Below are 17,227 nucleotides of genomic sequence, written 5' to 3'. Positions count from 1 at the left end.
CGCGGGCTGCTGGTGGGGGGGTTTGGGGGGGAGCGGCAGCAGGCGCTCCCGCCCCAAGCTGGGAGCCGGCGAAGGAATTGAGGTCGGACGTGGCCGTGCGGGGACGACGGAGAGCCGCGGGCTGCTGGTGGGGGGGTTTGGGGGGGAGCGGCAGCAGGCGCTCCCGCCCCAAGCTGAACTGACGTGAGGGCCCGATGAAGGAGTTCGGACGGATCCTGATCGAAGCCGTGTACCCGGAACTCGACGACGGCCGCTACCCGGTCAAGCGGACCGTCGGGGACACGCTCTCCGTGTGGGCCGACATCCTCCGGGATGGCCATGACCTGCTGGCGGCGGTGGTGAAGTACAAGGAGAAGGGCGAGGCGACCTGGCACGAGGCGCCGATGCGTCACTTCGACAACGACCGGTGGACCGGCGCCTTTCCCCTCGATCGGAACACCCGCTACGTCTACACCATCGAGGCGTGGACCGACACCTTCGCATCGTGGGCCCGCGACCTCGACAAGCGGGTCCAGGCCGGCCAGGACGTGCAGGGAGAGCTCTCGGAGGGAGCGAGCCTCGTGCGGCAGGCATCGCGGCGGGCGTCGGACACCGATCGGCAGGCGCTGGAGGAGGCCGCGGCGCGCCTGGCCGGGGACGGGCCGCGGGACGCGCAGCTCGGCGTGGCCCTCGGAGAGCCACTGGCCCGGCTGATGGCGGTCCACGCCGAGCGCGCCGAGGCCTCCCGCTACGACCGGGAGCTCGAGGTCACGGTGGATGGGGAGGCCGCGTGCTTCGCGGCCTGGTACGAGATGTTTCCCCGCTCCCAGGGCCGGGTGCCGGGGCGACACGGGACCTTCGATGACTGCATCGCGCGCCTCGACGACATCCGCGCCATGGGGTTCGACGTCATCTACCTGCCGCCGATCCACCCCGTCGGGCGGACCAAGCGGAAGGGACGGAACAACGCCCTGGCGGCCGGGCCCGACGACCCGGGGAGCCCGTGGGCCATCGGGAACGAGCACGGCGGGCACAAGGCGGTCGAGCCCGCCCTCGGGACACTCGCGGATTTCCGGCGGTTCGTGGAAGCTGCCCGCGCCCGCGGCATGGAAGTGGCGCTCGACTACGCGCTCCAGTGCTCACCCGATCACCCGTGGGTGCGCGAGCATCCGGAGTGGTTCTATCGACGGCCGGACGGCTCCATCAAGTACGCCGAGAATCCACCCAAGAAGTACGAGGACATCTATCCGCTCAACTTCGCCAGCGCCGATTGGGAGGCCCTGTGGCGGGAGTGCCACAGCGTCTTCGAGTTCTGGATCGAGCAGGGCGTCCGGATGTTCCGGGTCGACAACCCGCACACCAAGCCGCTGCCCTTCTGGCACTGGGTCATCGAGACCGTCCAGGCCGAGTACCCGGACGTCGCGTTCCTCGCCGAGGCCTTCACCCGACCCAAGATGATGCGGGCGCTGGCCAAGGTCGGCTTCACCCAGTCCTACACGTACTTCACCTGGCGCACCACCAAGCAGGAGCTGACCGAGTATCTCACCGAGCTGACGCAGACGGACGTGCGGGAGTACATGCGGGGCAACCTCTTCGCCAACACGCCGGACATCCTGTCCCCGTTCCTCCAGCAGGGCGGCCGGGCCGCCTTCAAGATCCGCGTCGCGCTGGCGGCCACCCTCTCCTCACTCTACGGGATCTACAGCGGCTTCGAGCTCTGCGAGAACGTGGCCGTGCCGGGCACCGAGGAGTACCTCGACTCCGAGAAGTACGAGATCAAGGTGCGCGACTGGAACGCGCCCGGCCACATCAAGGACTACATCGCCCGGCTGAACGCGCTTCGCCGCGCACACCCCGCGCTCCACGGGTATACGAACCTGGAATTTTACCCGGCGGACGGCGACGGGGTACTCTTTTATGGGAAGCGCACGCCGGACGGGGACGACGCCGTCCTGGTGGCGGTCGCCCTCGATCCCGGCGCCCCGCGCCAGGCGACGCTCCACCTGCCGCTGGCAGCGCTCGGGATCGGCCCCGACGCGGCCTATCGGGTGGTGGATCTCGGGCGGGACACCGAGCGGACCGGGCGCGGATCGACCTACCGCGTCCGGCTCGACCCCGAGGAACCGGCGTTCCTCTTCACGGTGAAGCCGTGAGCCTGGACGCGATCGTGCGCGGGAATCGGGCCCGGAGGGCAGCGTGAGCGACGACCTCTGGTACAAGGACGCGGTCTTCTACGAGGTCCACGTCAAGGCGTTCTACGACTCGAACGGCGACGGGATCGGCGACTTCCGGGGGCTCACGCAGAAGCTCGACTATGTCCAGATGCTCGGGATCGACTGCCTGTGGATCCTGCCGATGTATCCATCCCCCCTCCGGGACGATGGCTACGACATCGCGGACTTCTACTCCATCCATCCCGACTACGGGACGATCGGCGACTTCAAGGACTTCCTCGACGAGGCGCACCGGCGCGGCATCCGCGTCGTCTCCGACCTGGTGATGAACCACACCTCGGACCAGCACCCCTGGTTCCAGGAAGCCCGCCAGGCCAAGGACTCCCCCTTCCGCGATTACTACGTGTGGAGCGACGATCCCGAGCGTTACCGGGACGCTCGCATCATCTTCGTCGACACCGAGCGCTCGAACTGGACCTGGGACCCGGTCGCCAAGCAGTACTACTGGCACCGGTTCTTCAGCCACCAGCCGGACCTGAATTACGACAACCCGAAGGTCCGGGAGGCCATGCTGGACGTCATGACGTTCTGGCTCGAGAAGGGACTGGACGGCTTCCGGTGTGATGCGGTGCCGTACCTCTTCGAGCGCGAGGGGACGAACTGCGAGAACCTCCCCGAGACCCACGCCTACCTCAAGGCGCTCCGCCGCCGGCTCGACGAGACGTACTCCGGGCGAGTCCTCCTGGCCGAGGCCAACCAGTGGCCGCAGGACGTCCGCGCCTACTTCGGCGACGGGGACGAGTTTCAAATGGCCTTCCACTTCCCGCTGATGCCGCGCATCTTCATGGCGGTGAAGAGCGAGGACCGCCGGCCGATCACCGACATCTTCACGCATACCCCGGCCATCCCCCCGAACTGCCAGTGGTGCTTCTTCCTGCGGAACCACGACGAGCTGACGCTCGAGATGTGCACCAGCGAAGAGCGCGAGTACATGTATTACGCCTACGCGCCCGACCGGCAGGCCAAGCTCAACATCGGGATCCGCCGGCGCCTGGCGCCCCTGCTCGATCGCGATCGCCGGAAGACCGAGCTCTTGACCAGCATGCTGTTCACCATGCCGGGCACCCCGGTCCTCTATTACGGGGACGAGATCGGCATGGGCGACAACATCTACCTCGGCGACCGCAACGGCGTGCGCACGCCCATGCAGTGGTCCGGCGACCTGAACGCGGGATTCTCCAAGGCGGACCCGGCGCGGCTGTACAGCCCCGTCATCCACGATCCGGTGGACGGCTACCAGCGGGTGAACGTCGAGGCGCAGCTTCGCACGCCCGCCTCGCTTCTCAACACGATGCGGCGCCTCATCGCGACGCGGAAGCGGTATCGGGCGATGGGGCGCGGCTCGATCGAGTTCCTCCGGCCGACCAATAATCGGATCCTGGCCTACCTCCGCGAATACCAGGGTGACCGGCTCCTGCTCGTACACAACCTGGCGGCCTCGGCCCAGCCGGTCCAGCTCGACCTCCGGCGGTTCGCCGGTCAGGAGCCGGTCGAGATTCTCGGCGGCGCGCGCTTTCCGACCATCGGGACCGAGCCCTACACGCTGAGCCTCGGGCCCTACGGCTACTTCTGGTTCCACCTCAACCCGCAGCGCGAGTCGGAGGTGGAGGCGATCGACTGGAGCTGGACCCGGTATGGAGCGGGCACTTCCCCGCTCTAGTTACTCGGAGGGGGGCCGAGCCCCCCTCCGAGGCCTCCCCCCGGAGGGGTTGCGCGGGCGAAGCCCGCGCTCGGAGCGCTTCGATCCGGGCGTGAGGTGACTCGGACGCGATGACGTACGTCATTCCGCGCTGTAGGCTGCTGCGGCCGCCCGACGGGGCGGCGCTCCTGGCGGCGCTGGCCGAGATCGCGCCGGGACTCGGGGACTACTTGGTCGCTCAGCGCTGGTTCGGCAGCAAGGGGCGCACGGTCGGCACCGTGACGATCGTGGATGGCGCGGCGGTCCCGGCGCCCGGCATCGCCGCCGCGCTGGCCCTCCTCGAGGTGGCCTACGTCAAGGGGCCGCCTGAGGTCTATCTGCTCCCGCTCGCCGCCCGACCCATGGCCGACGCGGAGGCCCGCCTGGAACCGCCCCTGCCTGCGCTCGCGCGACTGGGGGTGCCGGGCGGAGACTGGCTGCTCTACGACGGGCTGGAAGATCCCGCGGTGGGCGAGGCGCTCCTGCGCCTCATGGAAGAGGCCGATCGGTTGGCGACCGCGGCCGGAGCGCTCCTCTTCGATCGCACGCCCGTGCTGTCTCAGGCGGCGGCCGGCGTGCATCCGGTCCCGCTCCGTCACATCCGGCGCCTGCGCGGAGAGCAGAGCAACACCTCGGTGGCGTTCGACGATCGGCTCCTCCTCAAGGTCTACCGGCGTCTCGCCGCCGGCGAGAACCCCGATCTCGAGGTCTCGCGCTTCCTCACCTTGAAGGGCCGGTTCCGTCACATCCCGCTGCTGGCCGGGTTCGCCGAGTATGCGGGTGCCGACGCCAGGCGCACCGTCGCCGTCCTCCAGACGTTCATCCCGAACCAGGGCGACGGGTGGGCCTGGACCCTCGGCGCGCTCCGGGAGTTCTACGCCGCGGCCCGCCCGCGGGCGGTTCCCGGCACCAGCGAGCACACGCTCGCGGTCGTGGTGGGGCTCACCCCGGAGTACATGGCGGGCGCCCGACGCCTTGGCGAGGTCACCGGCGAGCTCCACGCGGCGCTCGCCTCGGATGCCGGTGACCCCGCCTTCGCCCCCGAGCCGGTCGTCCCCGAGGACCTGCGGGCCTGGGCGGCCGCCATCGAGGCCGAGATCGACGAGGCCCTGGCGGGGCTCCGCACGGCCGGCGACCGCGCGGCTCACGCCCAGCGGCCGGGGATCGACCGGATCCTGGCTGCTGCCGGGACGGTCCGGGAGAAAGTCGCGCGGGCGATCGGCCGCCTGGCCGGGGTGACTCTGTGGAAGACCCGAATCCACGGCGACTACCACCTGGGGCAGGTCTTGCGCCGGGCGGGGGCAGGCGACGAGTTCGTGATCACGGACTTCGAGGGCGAGCCGGCTCGGCCGCTGGCGGCCCGCCGGGCCAAGCACTCGCCGCTCCGCGACGTGGCGGGGATGCTGCGCTCGTTCACCTATGCGAGCTACGCGGGCTTCTTCGAGGCGGTGGCCGAGCATCGCGATGCGGCGCGGGCCCTCGAGCCGTGGCGCGCCGCCTGGGAGACGGCGGCCGCCGACGCCTTCCTGGCCGGCTATCGGGCCGTGACCGTGGAGCGCGGGGTGGTGATCGTGCCCCCGGCGCGCGACGTGATGGCGCGGCTCCTGTCGATCTTCTGTCTCGAGAAGGCGGCCTACGAGCTGAGCTACGAGTTGAACAACCGGCCGGCATGGCTGCCGATCCCGCTGGCGGCCTTCACCCGCGAGCTGGCCGCCTGAGAACTTGACACTGACCCGAGCCTCATGCCTCACTAGTTGCTCGGGGGGTCTCGGAAGACCCCCCGATGCCCCCCCTCGGTTGCGGCGGCATAGCCGCCGCTCGAAGCGCCGCCAGACGCGGCGCGCGCTCGGGGCGAGCTGCCGGGTTAGTCCGACAGGCTCCTCGCGTAGAGGGGCGGGGTCGGTGGCCGCTGCCGAGCGCCTTCCGCACCGGGTGCCCCTCCCCGTCGTAGGGCCGTACCGGCTCGACGCCGGCTGTTTCCAACCAGGCCCCGACACGCGTCCGTGGGGCCGCCGAGTGAGGAGAGCGTGATGGCGAATGCCGAGCTCTACCGTATCCCGGGGGTCTTCACCGAGGCGCACAGGCGGGGCTTTCCCGGGCTGCCCCTGGTCCCGAATCCGGAGGAGCTGCTCGACCCGGCCACCGGGCGTCCCGTCGCGCCCGGGGCCTACAGCCACGAAACCGTCCTCAAGCGGCGCGCGCCCAACGCCAACAAGCAGGCGACTCGGGCCGAGATCCAGGCGCTGAAGGACCGCGCCGAGCGCGTGGTCGGCCCCGACCGCCGGGTGGTGCAGGCGGTGATCGGTGGGATGCCCGTGCTGCTCCAGACCAACTCGCTCCACGCCGCCAATTTCTGGTCCCGGAACTGGTGGCTCACCGACCGGTCCGCCGTCGAGGAGGCCGGCCGGCGATACGACGTGCCGTGTGTCCAGATGTGGTGCGCGATCGAGCGGCGGGACCCCGAGTCGGCGGGGGCCTACTACTGCGCCGAGACGAACGAGTGCGTGTTCTGGAACACCGACTACTACGGTCAGATGAAGAGCTGGGCCCTGGGGGCGGCCGGCGTGGGGCTGGCCCGCCACGGCATCCACTCCATCCACGGCGCCGTCGTCGACGTCAGCGGCCGGGGTGTCCTCATCATCGCTCCGACCGGCACCGGCAAGTCCACCTACACCCAGCTCCTGGCCCACATCGGAAGGCTCGACCCGCGGTTCCGGGGGCGCATCAACTCGGATGACTGGGTCTACGTCAAGGACGCGGTGGCCACCCCGTCGGAGCGCCACATCTACGTCCGCACCAACGCCGTGCGCGACGAACTGGCGGAGCGCGAGATGCCGGCCGACATGCGAGAGCTCAAGCAGATCTTCGATCGGCATCCGGCCGAGAACGTGCCGGTGCGAAACGGGCGCCGCCGCTACAGCGAGGTCCCGAACTCCCGCTGCATGATCGATCCGGCGGCCCTGGCGCCCGTCACGTACGCCACGCCCATCGACCTCATCGTCCTGCTCCGGCGGGATCCGCACTCTCCGTTCGAGCAGGTCCTGGCCACCGACGAGGCGCTGGCCGTCCTCGAGGAGGGCGAGTTCACCGTGCAGCCGGGCGCCGGGCCCAAGGAAGATTGGGGGAAGCTCTCGAAGGAGCCGTGGTACAACCCGTATCTGCTCCGGCCCGACCGCGAGTTCGAGCGCCGGATGTTCGCCTCCTACTCCGAGCGGTACGGCGTGCGCTATCTCATCTACAATACGAGCGCGGCCGCCTGCGCCAAGGAGTTCGGGACCACGAAGGCGCTCGAGGCGCTGGGGCCCGACGATTTCCGCCTGTTCATCGAGGGCACCGCCACTCGCATGCTGAAGCGCCTCGAGGAGGCGCGGCCGACGCCGCGGCCGGTCCCGTAGCCCGGCCAGCCGCGACCGCGCCCAGGAGGGTGATGCGGGGCAGCGAGCGGGCGGACCTCGGAGGGCAGGTCGCCCTGGTCACCGGCGCCGCCCGCGGGATCGGCCAGGCCTGCGCAGTGGCGCTGGCGCGGGACGGCGCCGACGTGGCGGTCGCCGACCTGCTTCGCCCCGACGAGACGCTGGGCGCTATCCGGAAGCATGGCCGGCGGGGGCTCGGGGTGACCCTCGACGTCACGGTCGGAGACGACGTGCGCGGGGCGGTGGAGCAGGTGGCGGGGCAACTCGGGCGGCTCGACATCCTCGTCACCGCGGCGGGCATCCTTCATCGCGACCTTCTGGAGGAGACCACCGAACCCACCTGGGACCGCGTGGTCGACGTCGTCCTCAAGGGCACCTTCCTCGCCATCCAGGCGGCGGTTCCCGTCATGCGCGCCCAGGGATACGGGAAGATCGTCACCATCGCCTCGATCTCCGGGCTCATCGGGGGCGCCGTCTCCCGGGCCCGCGAGTCCGCCGAGACCCGTCGCGGGCGTTCGGGGCCGGCCTACGCGGCCGCCAAGGGGGGCGTCATCGCGCTGACCAAGTGGGTGGCCAAGGACGTCGGGCAGGCCGGCATCTACGTGAACGCGGTAGCGCCGGGCGCCGTGGACAGCGAGATGACGCGCGGCTACGCGTATCCCGTGGAAGCGCTCCCCATTCCCCGAATGGGTCAGCCCCTGGACGTGGCCGAGGCGGTCGCCTTCTTGGCGTCGCCGGCGTCGAACTACATCACGGGGCATGTCCTCTGTGTCGACGGCGGCTGGGCCATCTAACGCCGTGCCGCTAACCTTCGCATCCCGTCGTCCTCGACCGTCGCCGGCGCCGCCGGGGGGCTGGTCGTGCTGATCATCGCGCACCGGGTGCTGATCGGGACCGCGATCGTCTTCGGCATCTTCTTCACGGCCTGGGAGCTGGCCGCCTACCGCCGGACCGGCGAGCTCGAGAACCTCGTCATCGCCGTCGTGGCGGCGCTGATCACCCTCGCGATGGGCTACTACCTGAAGAACCTCCGGCGCTTCGTCGGCTAGGAGGCTGTCCGAGTAGTCGCGCGCCAACGCCTCGCCCGGTCGCCACGGGTCGGTGTTCCACTCCGAGCGCGGGCTTGCCCGCGCAACCTTCCCGGGGGAGGGTCTGGGAGGGGGCCGTCGAGGCCCCCTCCCATGATCAGTCGGGGACGAGGACGCCGGCGGCGCGGAGGCGGCTCGCCTTGAGGGCGGCCAGCGCCGCATTGGCGGTGGAGAGGGGAAACACCTCCACCTGGGGCCGAAGCGGGATCGTCCCGGCCAGGGCCAGCAGCTCCTCGCCGTCCTGGCGGGTGCTGGCCGTCACGCTGCGCACCACGCGCTCTCCGTACAGGAGCCCGTAGTCGAACTCCGGCACCCGATCCAGATAGATCGCCGCCACCGCCGCCGTCCCACCGGGGCGGAGGCACGCCAGGGCGTCCGGAATGAGCGAGCCGGCCGGCGCGAAGAGCACCGCGCGGTCGAGGGGCGCTGGCGCCGGATCTCCGGCGGGGCCCGCCCACGCCGCGCCGAGCTGGACAGCCAGGGCTCGATGCGCGGGGCTCCGCGTGACCACGACGACCTCGCAGCCCCAGTAGCGCGCCACCTGGAGCGCCAGGTGGGCAGAGGCCCCGAAGCCGAAGAGCCCGAGCCGCTCCCCGGGGCGGACGCCGGCGACGCGCAGGGCCCGGTAGCCGATGATCCCCGCACACAAGAGGGGCGCAGCCGTCGCGTCGTCGAGCGCGGCCGGCAGCGGATAGGCGAACGCTTCCGGGACCACCATGGTCTCCGCGTAGCCGCCGTCGACGTCGAATCCGGTGAAGCGCGCCTCGGGACACAGGTTCTCGTCGCCGCGCCGGCAAGCGGGGCAGGCCCCGCAGGTCCAGTGGAGCCAGGCAACGCCGACCCGGTCGCCGACGCGGAAGCGCCGGGCACTCGGCCCGACGGCGTCGACCACGCCCACGACCTGATGGCCGGGAACGAGCGGGCGCCGTCGCGGCGCGACCTCGCCCTCGACGATGTGAAGGTCGGTGTGGCAGAGACCGCAGGCCCGGATGGCCAGCCGGATCGCGGCGGGGCCGGGCGTGGGGGCAGCGATCTCCTCGAGGCGCAGGGGACCCGCCTCGACGGGTGCGGGGGCATGAAGGCGGAGCGCGCGCACCGGCCGCGGCCGGCTCACGCCGTCGAGGGCGTCCTCACGGCGTGGCGCCGCGAGTCGCTCCCCGAAAGATGGGCTGCCACGCCGTCCGGTCGAGCTCGCGGTCAGAGCGGACCAGGGTGACCGCGAACTCGGTTTCCCCGGGCCCGAGGAGGGGGAGGGGAACCGTGAGAATCGTGGTGCCGCCTGACCCGAGCCCGGCCGACACCGGCCGAGCGCCCACCAGGCGGACCCGGCCGGCGGTGTCGCGGAGGAAGCACTGGATCTGCTCGTCGCCTCGGGTGCGCGCGACGATCACGTGGACCTCGAGGTCGGTGAGGTCGAGGACCACCGCCTGGTAGATCTCCTGCGCGGCCAGCGGCCCCGCCATCGTCACGACCGCGCCGCTGACGACCAGCGCGGCCAGGGCTGCCCTCACGTCTTGCGCTCGTCGACGACCGCTGCGGCCGGCGGAGCCACCGGGAGGCTCATCCGGAAGATCGCGCCGCCCTCGGGGCGGTTCCGGGCCGTGAGCTCGCCCCCGAGTCCCCGGATGATGTCCACCGAGATCGCCAGGCCGAGTCCCGTTCCCTGGACTTTGGTCGTGTAGAAGGGCTCGAAGAGGCGCGGCAAGATCTCGGGTGGAATGCCGGGGCCGGTGTCCCGCACCTCGACGATGGCGCGGTCGAAGTCGGTGGAGCCGACGATCTCGATGGTGCGCGTCCGACTCCCGTCGCGGAGGGCGTGCTGGGCGTTGGTGACGAGGTTCAGGAACACCTGCTGGAGGCGGAGCGGCGGCCCCATGATCTGAGGGAACTCGTGGGGGAAATCGAGCTGGATGGCGATCCCGTCCCGGCGGATGTCGTAGCCTTTCAGCTCGATCGTGCGCCGAGCGACATCGGCCAGCGACACGGGCACCGTCTCCTCCGAGCTCTGGCGGGCCGTCTGGAGCACGTTTCGGACGATGCGGATGGCGGTCGTGCAGCCGTACTCGATCTGATCGAGGTGCCGCAGCACGCCGGGCACGGCCTCGCTCACCTTCGCGCGCACGAGGTCGATCGGGAGCAGGGCGCCCTGGAGGGCGTTGCCGATCTCGTGGGTGACGCCGGCCACCACCTCGCCCAGCACGTGGAGCCGGGCGGTCCGCTGCATCTCGGAGTTGAGCCGGGACGTCTCGTCGTAGGCCCGCTCGAGGTCCTGGTAGAGGACGGCGAGGCGCCGGCGGCTGCGGCGATACGCCTCGCACAGGGTCGCCGTGAGCCCGCCGACCACGTTGAGGACCAGGAGATTGAAGGCCGCCACCTCCCAGGCGTTCGACGCCGGACGCGCCGTCACCGGCAGCCACCCGGCCTGCTGCAGCAAGGCGATCGCCAGGTAGCCCGCGGTGGCGGCGAGGGTGGCGGCGATGCAGGCGGCCGTCGACAGGACGATCCCCGCGTAGACGGGGACGATCGCGTACACGGAGACGTAGGGCGCGGCGGCGAGGCCGCCGGCCGCGAAGAGACCGACGGTGAGCAGCGTGACGTCGACGAGCATCCGGCCATGGGCCTGGATGCGCGACCATCGCCCGGTGCGCGCGGCCAGATAGTACGGCCCGTTGAGGGCGAGCCCGAGGAGCGTCGTCGTCCGGATGACCGCGTTGGGTCCGGCCCCGGCCGTCGTGCCGAGGATCTCGTTGTAGGCCAGGATCAGGACGCAGATCGAGACGCGGACGAGCACTTCCTGGCGCAGGCGGGACTCGCGCCGGCGGGCCCGGAAGATGGCGTCGTCTTCCGGGTTGCGCGGGCCGCGCGGGCGGAAGACCTCGCTGGACGTCATCGAGGTAACGGCCCGCCGCTCCCGCCTCCGGCCGGGGCCGGCCGGAGGCTCGCCTGGACGAGCCGGACGAGGTCGGTGATGTCGAAGACGGGAAGCCCGGTGACGACCTGGACGTCGAGCCGGTAGGGCGGCATGTTCGCGCATTCCAGGACCAGCGCGCCGACCTCCGGATGCTCGCCGATCAGCCGGCGGGCGGCCGCGCGGTGCTCGGCGCGCGCCGCCTCGACGTCGAGCGTGCGCTCGTCCTCGAGGATGCTCCGGGCGAACGTCGCCGCCCCCTGCTTCTCGAGCCCGGCGACCGCCACCGGCAAGTCGGGGCCGATCCCCGCCCCCCGGAGATGCGCCGGGCCGAGGGCGCCGGCGTCGATGGTGAGCAGTCCCACTGCGCGGCCGGGGGCCAGCATGCGCGCGACGAGCGGGACGAGCAGCAGGCTCGAGGTGACGATCGGAACGCGGACCGCCGCCGCCAGGTCGGCCTGGAATCGGGCCAGGAACCCGCAGGTCGTGGTGATCGCGCCGACGCCCTCGCGCTCCAGCGCCCGGGCGGCGTCGGCGAACAGGTCGAGAAGCGCCGGATCGCCCACGCGTACCACGCGCTCGGGCGTGGCCGCGGGAACCCGGTGGTAGCGGACGGGGAACTCGAACGTGCCCGGGTGGCCGAGGTCGCCGGGGATGCGCGGGAAGTGCGTGTCGAGCATCAGGACACCGATGGATGCCATCAGCTCACCCGGCCCCCTCAGTTCAGGACGGCCAGGGCCTGGCGGAGGGCCCGGAGGTTCTGGCGAACCTGTTCCGCGTCGGAGGCCCCGGGCTCGCCCTGGAGGTATGCCTCCCAGTCGCGGATCGCGGCCCGCGATTCGCCGAGCTTGGCGTGGATGGTGCCGCGGTCCCGCCGCTCGGCCAGGGCCTCCGGCGCCAGCAGGCAGATCGGCTCGACCGCCCGCAGGGCCCGCGCCCAGTCACCCCGCGCGAGATAGATGCCCTTCAGGTTGCGGAACATCCGGACCACGATCTCCCGGGTCGTCACCGGCCGGAGATAGCCCGGGTCGAACGGGACGCCGGCGCCGGAGACACGCTGGACGAGAGCGTGACAGTCCGCGTGAGTGAGCGATCGCCCCCGGTGGAAGGGATCGAGGAGCTTCGCCTCCCCCTGGTGCTCCAGGCGGACGACGAAGTGGCCCGGGAGCCCGATGCCGCGAACCGTGAGGCCGGCGGCGGCGGCCACCTCGATGTAGACGACCGAGAGCGTGATCGGGATGCCGAGCCGGCGCTCCAGCACGTCATTCAGGAAGCTGTTTCGCGGGTCGTGGTAGTCCTCGGCATTCCCGCGAAACCCCTCCTCTTCGAAGAGGAAGGCATTGAGAGCCGCCGCGCTCGCCCCCGCAGGCATCCCGGACGTCACCCGCTCGGCCGCCCGGCGCCCCAGGGCGTCGAGAATCCTCAGCCAGGCCGCGATGTCGAGGTCCGGATACTCTCCGGTGGCGATCCAGAGCGCGGCCTCGGCCAGCCGGATCGCGCCCTCCGGGGCCCTGGCGAGCTTCTGCAGGCGCTGGGGGTCAGCCATGGCTCCGCTAGAGCCTAGCCCAGGCCACGAGTGCGGTCAAACCACTGGCGGTCCATCGCGCAGCGACTTGACCGCCGCCGGCCGGCCCCGATGCCTAGCTGCCCGTCCGAGTAATCGCGCCGCGCTCGCCGCAGGTAGAGGGTGTCGGAGTAATCCGACCCGGCGCCCGACCACCGAGTGCGTGGTGCATCGAGAAGTGCTCCGAGCGGCGGCTTCGCCGCCGCCACGAGGGGGGCATCGGGGGGGTCTTCCGAGACCCCCCGAAATGACCTAGCTCAACGCCTCCGGCTCAGTTCGGGGCTGGCGCCCGGCGCGAAGGACTGCTCGGTCTGGAGGTCGCCGGCCGCGGGAGAGCGGCGGCGTGGCGGGCGCCGGTGCGACCGTCAGCGGGGGGCGAAGAAAAGCTGCAGGACCTGCGCGCGCCCGATGACGAGGGTCTGACCCGAGGGCAGGCGCAGCGTGTAGGCGGGCTGGTCCACGAGCCCGGTGACACCGCTGCCGGTGCGGAACTTCACGTGGTCGCCGCCCGACAACATACCGAACGTCACGCCGGCGACGTCGCGCGGCTCGGCCCGCACGGGGCCGCCCTGGGTGGCCACCTGGATCTCCGTTACCTCGAGCTCACCCGAGACGAGGTCCCCGTTCCGCAGGATCACGGTGTCAGCCGAAGCCGGCAGGGTCGTCCCCGCTCCCGCGGCGGCCACCACGAGGCCGATGCCGATCAGGCGACTCGCGCGCATCGCTCGCTCCTCTCAGCTGGTGGCCGGCCTCAGGAGGTCCTTCGCCCCGGTGTCGCCGCTCCGCACCAGCTCGAGTGTCCCCTGGGGCCACACCGCCTTGACGAGTCCCAGCGCCGGCACGCGATCCGATACCCAGACGTCGGCTCCCTGGGCGGCGCCGCGAACGGCGGTGAACCGTCCCGCCGGCACCGTGACGTCCTCGCGCGGACCCCCGGGCACGGCGGCCTCGCGGAACGGGCGGAGCCCCGACTCCGGCGTCGCGATGACGCCCTTGGCGCGCTGGATCACGCTCCGCACGGCCTTGCCGGAGCTCCGGTCTACCGTGACCTGGGTCACCGACAGGGGCCGTCCTTCGACCTCGCCCCGGGTCACGATCTGGAGGGTGTAGGTCTTGGCATCCCCTCGGACGACGGCGTAGGTCACGAAGATCGGCGGCGGCGTCGTGGATTCCTCGGCGATCGACCACGAGACCTGCCCGCCGGGCGCCGACTGCCGGATCAAGACGGGGACCGCCTCCTTCACGCTGGAGGACCAGCGGTAAGTGGCGAAGGTCCCGACCCGAGACCCCGCCGTGGTGGCGGCGTCGGCCGCCATCCCCGAGGCGAGCACCAGGGCGAGCGCCAGCCCGGTGTGCCCTCCGGCCACCCTCATTGGGCTTTCACCACGAAGTGCGCCCGGCGGTTCAGTGACCAGGCGAGCTCGTTGTGTCCGGGATCGAGCGGCTTCTCCTCGCCGTAGGAGATCATGTCCAGGCGGCCCGGCTCGATCCCGAGGGTGACCAGGTAGTCCCGGGCGGTCTGGGCCCGGCGCGCGCCGAGCGCGAGGTTGTACTCCGCGGTCCCGCGCTCGTCCGCGTGGCCTTCGATGAGCAGGCGGAGAGCGGGATAGGCCTTCATCCCCGTCGCAACGTCCTCGAGCGTCTTGCGCGATTCGGAGGTGAGGTCCCAGCGGTCGAACTCGAACTGGAGGTCGCGCAGCACGGCGCGGAGTGCGGCCGGCACCGGTGTCGGCGGCACCGCGGCGGTCGGCGGCGCGACCGCCACCGGGCCCGAGGGCGTCACCGGGCCCGACGGCGCCCCCGGACCGACCGCTCCGGGCCCCGGACCGGCCGCCGCGCCCGGCCGTTCGGGGGACCGGAGCATGACCTCCTTCACCACGTCGCGACCGAATTCCATGACCTGGCCGTCGGGGGTACGGACCGCGTAGCTCGGCTGATCGACGATGCCCGAGAGCCGGTCGCCGTTGGCGAGGTACAACGCGTCCCCGGCGGCCGAGCCGAGGAAGATCCGCCACACGGTGTCGCGCTGGAAGCGATACGTCCCCGACGGCGCGGCGAGGGCGAATTCCGTGGCCGTGAGATCGCCGTAGATCGAGTCGCCGTTCCGGAGAATGAGCGTGTCGGCCGTCCGGCCCGACGGGGCGCCCGCCGCGCCCAGCGTGATCGCGCCGATCTCGCTCCGGTCGAAGGTCCGCGTCTGGTCTCCGGACACGCGCAGGGTATAGCGCCCGCGGTCGACGATGCCCGACAGGCGATTCCCGTTCCGGAGCAGGACCGAATCGCCGGTCGTGCCCAGGTTCAGAATCACCCGCCAGCTCGTGTCGCGAGTGACGCGGAAGGGACCCTGCGGCGTTTGCAGCGTCAGGTCGGCGTCGTCGAGGTCCCCGGCGGCGATCTCTCCCGTACGCAGGAGGATCGTATCGGCGGCTTCCGACGGCCACGGCCCGCCGCCAAGGAGCGCCGCCCCGATGACGGTCGCCAACACGAGCTGCCGCGGCTTGCCCATCACGCCGTCCTTTCGCTGACCGTTCCAGCGTTTCCGGTCTCCCTCGGCGCCAGCGACCGGGAGCCTCGGGTGCCGGGACTGCCGTGAGTTAGGGGGTATTCTACAAGGGCTCTCCCGGAGCGGCCAAACTTAATCCGGGCCGGGGCTGCTCGGGCCCGGCGGCTTGACACTCCCCGGGGCGGATGCTAGTCATAGCGCTACCAGCCATTTTTCCTTTGCGGGAGCGAGGGTACGCGCGTGAACGGGCGCCCTCAGACGACCCCTCCTGGGGGACGCGTGAAGCGCGGAGCAGCCCCGTCGCGGAGATGGCGGCGGCTCGGCGTCGGCCTCCTCTTGGCTCCAGCCGGGGCCCTGCTCACCGTGCTCTTCGTCTACCCGCTCGCCAACATGGCGAGCCTGTCGGTCCGGACGCGCTTTCCCGGGGCCTACGGCTACACGGCCGAGCACTACGCCAAGTTCGTGACCGACCCGTACTTCCTGCGCGTGACCCAGACCACCTTCACGCTCGCCCTCATGGTGACGGCGCTCACGATCGTGATCGGCTACCCGGTGGCGTACTATTTCGTGCGGTCGCGGTCGCGCCTGAAGCACTGGATCTTCATCGGCGTGATCTCGCCGCTGCTCGTCTCGATCGTCGTGCGGACGATCGGCTGGACGATCATCCTGGGCAACGAGGGGCTCGTGAACCAGCTCCTGCGGGGCCTGGGCCTCACCCGCGAGGCCGTTCCGCTCATGAACAGCGTCTGGGCGGTCACGGTGGGCATGGTTCACGTGCTGCTGCCGTTCATGATCCTGTCGATCGCCAGCGTGCTGGGGAAGATCGACCCGGCCCTCGAGGAGTCGGCCGCGATCCTCGGCGCCAATCCCGCCCGGACCTTCTGGCGTGTCACCCTCCCGCTCTCGATCCAGGGGATCGCGGCGGGGTCCATCCTGGTGTTCTGCCTCACCATCGGCGCCTACATCACCCCGTGGTGGCTCGGCCGCGGGAAGGTCCTGCTCTTCTCCACGACGATCTACGACCAGATCCTGGTGATCATCGATTGGCCCTTCGGGGCGGCCGCCGCCATGATCCTGGTCGCCGCGACCCTGGCTATCCTGGTGGTCTATTTCGCGCTGGTCCGGCGGATCGGCCGGCGCTGAGCGGGCAGCGATGGCGGGCGACACGGCCCGGCGCCGGCGGGCAGAGCGGATCCTGGGCTGGTACGTGGCGGGCCTCCTCTTCTTCCTCGCCCTGCCGATCCTGGTGGTGATCCCGGCCGCCTTCGGCTCGACCGTCACGCTGGCCTTTCCGCCCCACGGCCTCTCGCTCAAGTGGTTCAAGAACGTCGTGGACCATCCCGAGTTCCTGCGGGCCTTCTCCGTGAGCCTCGTCGTCGCCGTCGTCGCCACCACCATCGCCCTGGTCGCCGGGACCCTGGCCGCGTTCGGCTTCGTGCGGCACCCCTTTCCCGGCCGGCCGGTGCTGGAGCTCCTCTTCGTCGCGCCCCTGGTCTTCCCGGCGATCGTGTATGGTGTGGCCATGCTCATGGTGCTGAACCCGCTCCGGCTCACCCGGACGACGCTCGGCCTGATCCTCGCCCACGTCGTCATCGCCCTGCCCTACGTGCTGCGGACCGTGTCGGCGACCCTTCACGGGGTGAACCGGCAGCTCGAGGAGTCCGCCCAGATCCTGGGGGCCAACCGCTGGCGGACGTTCTGGCACGTGACGCTTCCGCTGATCCGGCCGGGCCTGATCGCCGGCGCGACGTTCTCGCTGATCATCTCGTTCGACGAGTTCACCGTGTCGCTGTTCCTGACCGGGCCCGGCCTGATGACGCTGCCGCTGGAGATCTACAACTACACCGAGTACACGATCGA

Annotated in this window: 16 protein-coding genes; 8 read left to right on the top strand and 8 right to left on the bottom strand. The window is 71.2% G+C overall.

The window, feature by feature from the left end; translation table 11 throughout:
* Positions 1 to 194: 194 nt before the first annotated feature.
* The 6 genes from VGW35_16940 (at position 195) to VGW35_16915 (ending at position 8,353) form a co-directional block, all read left to right on the top strand.
* Complete coding sequence (locus VGW35_16940; protein HEV8309347.1) at positions 195 to 2,132, top strand: alpha-1,4-glucan--maltose-1-phosphate maltosyltransferase; 1,938 nt, start codon at positions 195 to 197, stop codon at positions 2,130 to 2,132.
* 43 nt (positions 2,133 to 2,175) lie between these two features.
* The gene (gene treS / locus VGW35_16935; GenBank protein ID HEV8309346.1) at positions 2,176 to 3,873 is read left to right on the top strand and encodes a maltose alpha-D-glucosyltransferase; all 1,698 of its coding nucleotides are present in this window, start codon (positions 2,176 to 2,178) and stop codon (positions 3,871 to 3,873) included.
* Between the two features lie 110 nt (positions 3,874 to 3,983).
* Complete coding sequence (locus tag VGW35_16930) at positions 3,984 to 5,609, top strand: putative maltokinase (protein ID HEV8309345.1); 1,626 nt, start codon at positions 3,984 to 3,986, stop codon at positions 5,607 to 5,609.
* Between the two features lie 312 nt (positions 5,610 to 5,921).
* Positions 5,922 to 7,286: a hypothetical protein gene (locus VGW35_16925; protein ID HEV8309344.1), complete on the top strand. Its 1,365-nt coding sequence runs from the start codon at positions 5,922 to 5,924 to the stop codon at positions 7,284 to 7,286.
* 32 nt (positions 7,287 to 7,318) lie between these two features.
* Positions 7,319 to 8,098 (top strand): SDR family oxidoreductase, encoded by a 780-nt coding sequence (locus VGW35_16920; protein ID HEV8309343.1) that lies wholly within the window; start codon positions 7,319 to 7,321, stop codon positions 8,096 to 8,098.
* A 66-nt stretch (positions 8,099 to 8,164) separates the two neighbouring features.
* Positions 8,165 to 8,353, top strand: coding sequence for a hypothetical protein (locus VGW35_16915; GenBank protein ID HEV8309342.1), 189 nt, complete (start codon positions 8,165 to 8,167; stop codon positions 8,351 to 8,353).
* A 136-nt stretch (positions 8,354 to 8,489) separates the two neighbouring features.
* Here VGW35_16915 and VGW35_16910 read toward each other — a convergent pair whose 3' ends face one another.
* From VGW35_16910 to VGW35_16875, 8 genes are all read right to left on the bottom strand, one after another.
* Complete coding sequence (locus VGW35_16910) at positions 8,490 to 9,506, bottom strand: zinc-dependent alcohol dehydrogenase family protein (protein HEV8309341.1); 1,017 nt, start codon at positions 9,504 to 9,506, stop codon at positions 8,490 to 8,492.
* A 16-nt stretch (positions 9,507 to 9,522) separates the two neighbouring features.
* Positions 9,523 to 9,903: a hypothetical protein gene (locus VGW35_16905; protein ID HEV8309340.1), complete on the bottom strand. Its 381-nt coding sequence runs from the start codon at positions 9,901 to 9,903 to the stop codon at positions 9,523 to 9,525.
* Entirely contained in the window at positions 9,900 to 11,282 is a 1,383-nt protein-coding gene (locus VGW35_16900) for an ATP-binding protein (GenBank protein ID HEV8309339.1), read from the bottom strand. Before VGW35_16900 ends, VGW35_16905 begins: the two co-directional genes overlap by 4 nt.
* On the bottom strand, positions 11,279 to 12,001 hold the full coding sequence (locus VGW35_16895) for an aspartate/glutamate racemase family protein (GenBank protein ID HEV8309338.1): 723 nt from the start codon (positions 11,999 to 12,001) through the stop codon (positions 11,279 to 11,281). Before VGW35_16895 ends, VGW35_16900 begins: the two co-directional genes overlap by 4 nt.
* A gap of 17 nt (positions 12,002 to 12,018) precedes the next feature.
* Complete coding sequence (locus VGW35_16890; GenBank protein HEV8309337.1) at positions 12,019 to 12,846, bottom strand: tetratricopeptide repeat protein; 828 nt, start codon at positions 12,844 to 12,846, stop codon at positions 12,019 to 12,021.
* Between the two features lie 383 nt (positions 12,847 to 13,229).
* Positions 13,230 to 13,586 (bottom strand): hypothetical protein, encoded by a 357-nt coding sequence (locus VGW35_16885; GenBank protein HEV8309336.1) that lies wholly within the window; start codon positions 13,584 to 13,586, stop codon positions 13,230 to 13,232.
* 12 nt (positions 13,587 to 13,598) lie between these two features.
* Entirely contained in the window at positions 13,599 to 14,237 is a 639-nt protein-coding gene (locus tag VGW35_16880) for a hypothetical protein (protein HEV8309335.1), read from the bottom strand.
* Positions 14,234 to 15,370 carry an OmpA family protein gene (locus VGW35_16875; GenBank protein HEV8309334.1) on the bottom strand — a complete coding sequence of 379 codons (1,137 nt, stop codon included), beginning with the start codon at positions 15,368 to 15,370 and terminating at the stop codon, positions 14,234 to 14,236. The genes VGW35_16880 and VGW35_16875 overlap by 4 nt, the downstream gene beginning before the upstream one ends.
* A gap of 276 nt (positions 15,371 to 15,646) precedes the next feature.
* Between VGW35_16875 and VGW35_16870 the strand changes: the two genes are divergently transcribed.
* On the top strand, positions 15,647 to 16,510 hold the full coding sequence (locus VGW35_16870) for an ABC transporter permease (GenBank protein HEV8309333.1): 864 nt from the start codon (positions 15,647 to 15,649) through the stop codon (positions 16,508 to 16,510).
* A gap of 10 nt (positions 16,511 to 16,520) precedes the next feature.
* Positions 16,521 to 17,227: ABC transporter permease (locus VGW35_16865; protein HEV8309332.1), on the top strand; the 707-nt coding region annotated here is incomplete at its 3' end.

The sequence above is a fragment of the Candidatus Methylomirabilota bacterium genome, assembly GCA_036005065.1.
In the GTDB taxonomy this organism is placed as follows: Bacteria; Methylomirabilota; Methylomirabilia; order Rokubacteriales; family DASRDR01; genus DASYQW01.
The sequence above is the reverse complement of the archived record's forward strand: the minus strand, read 5'-3'. Positions and strand labels throughout refer to the sequence as shown.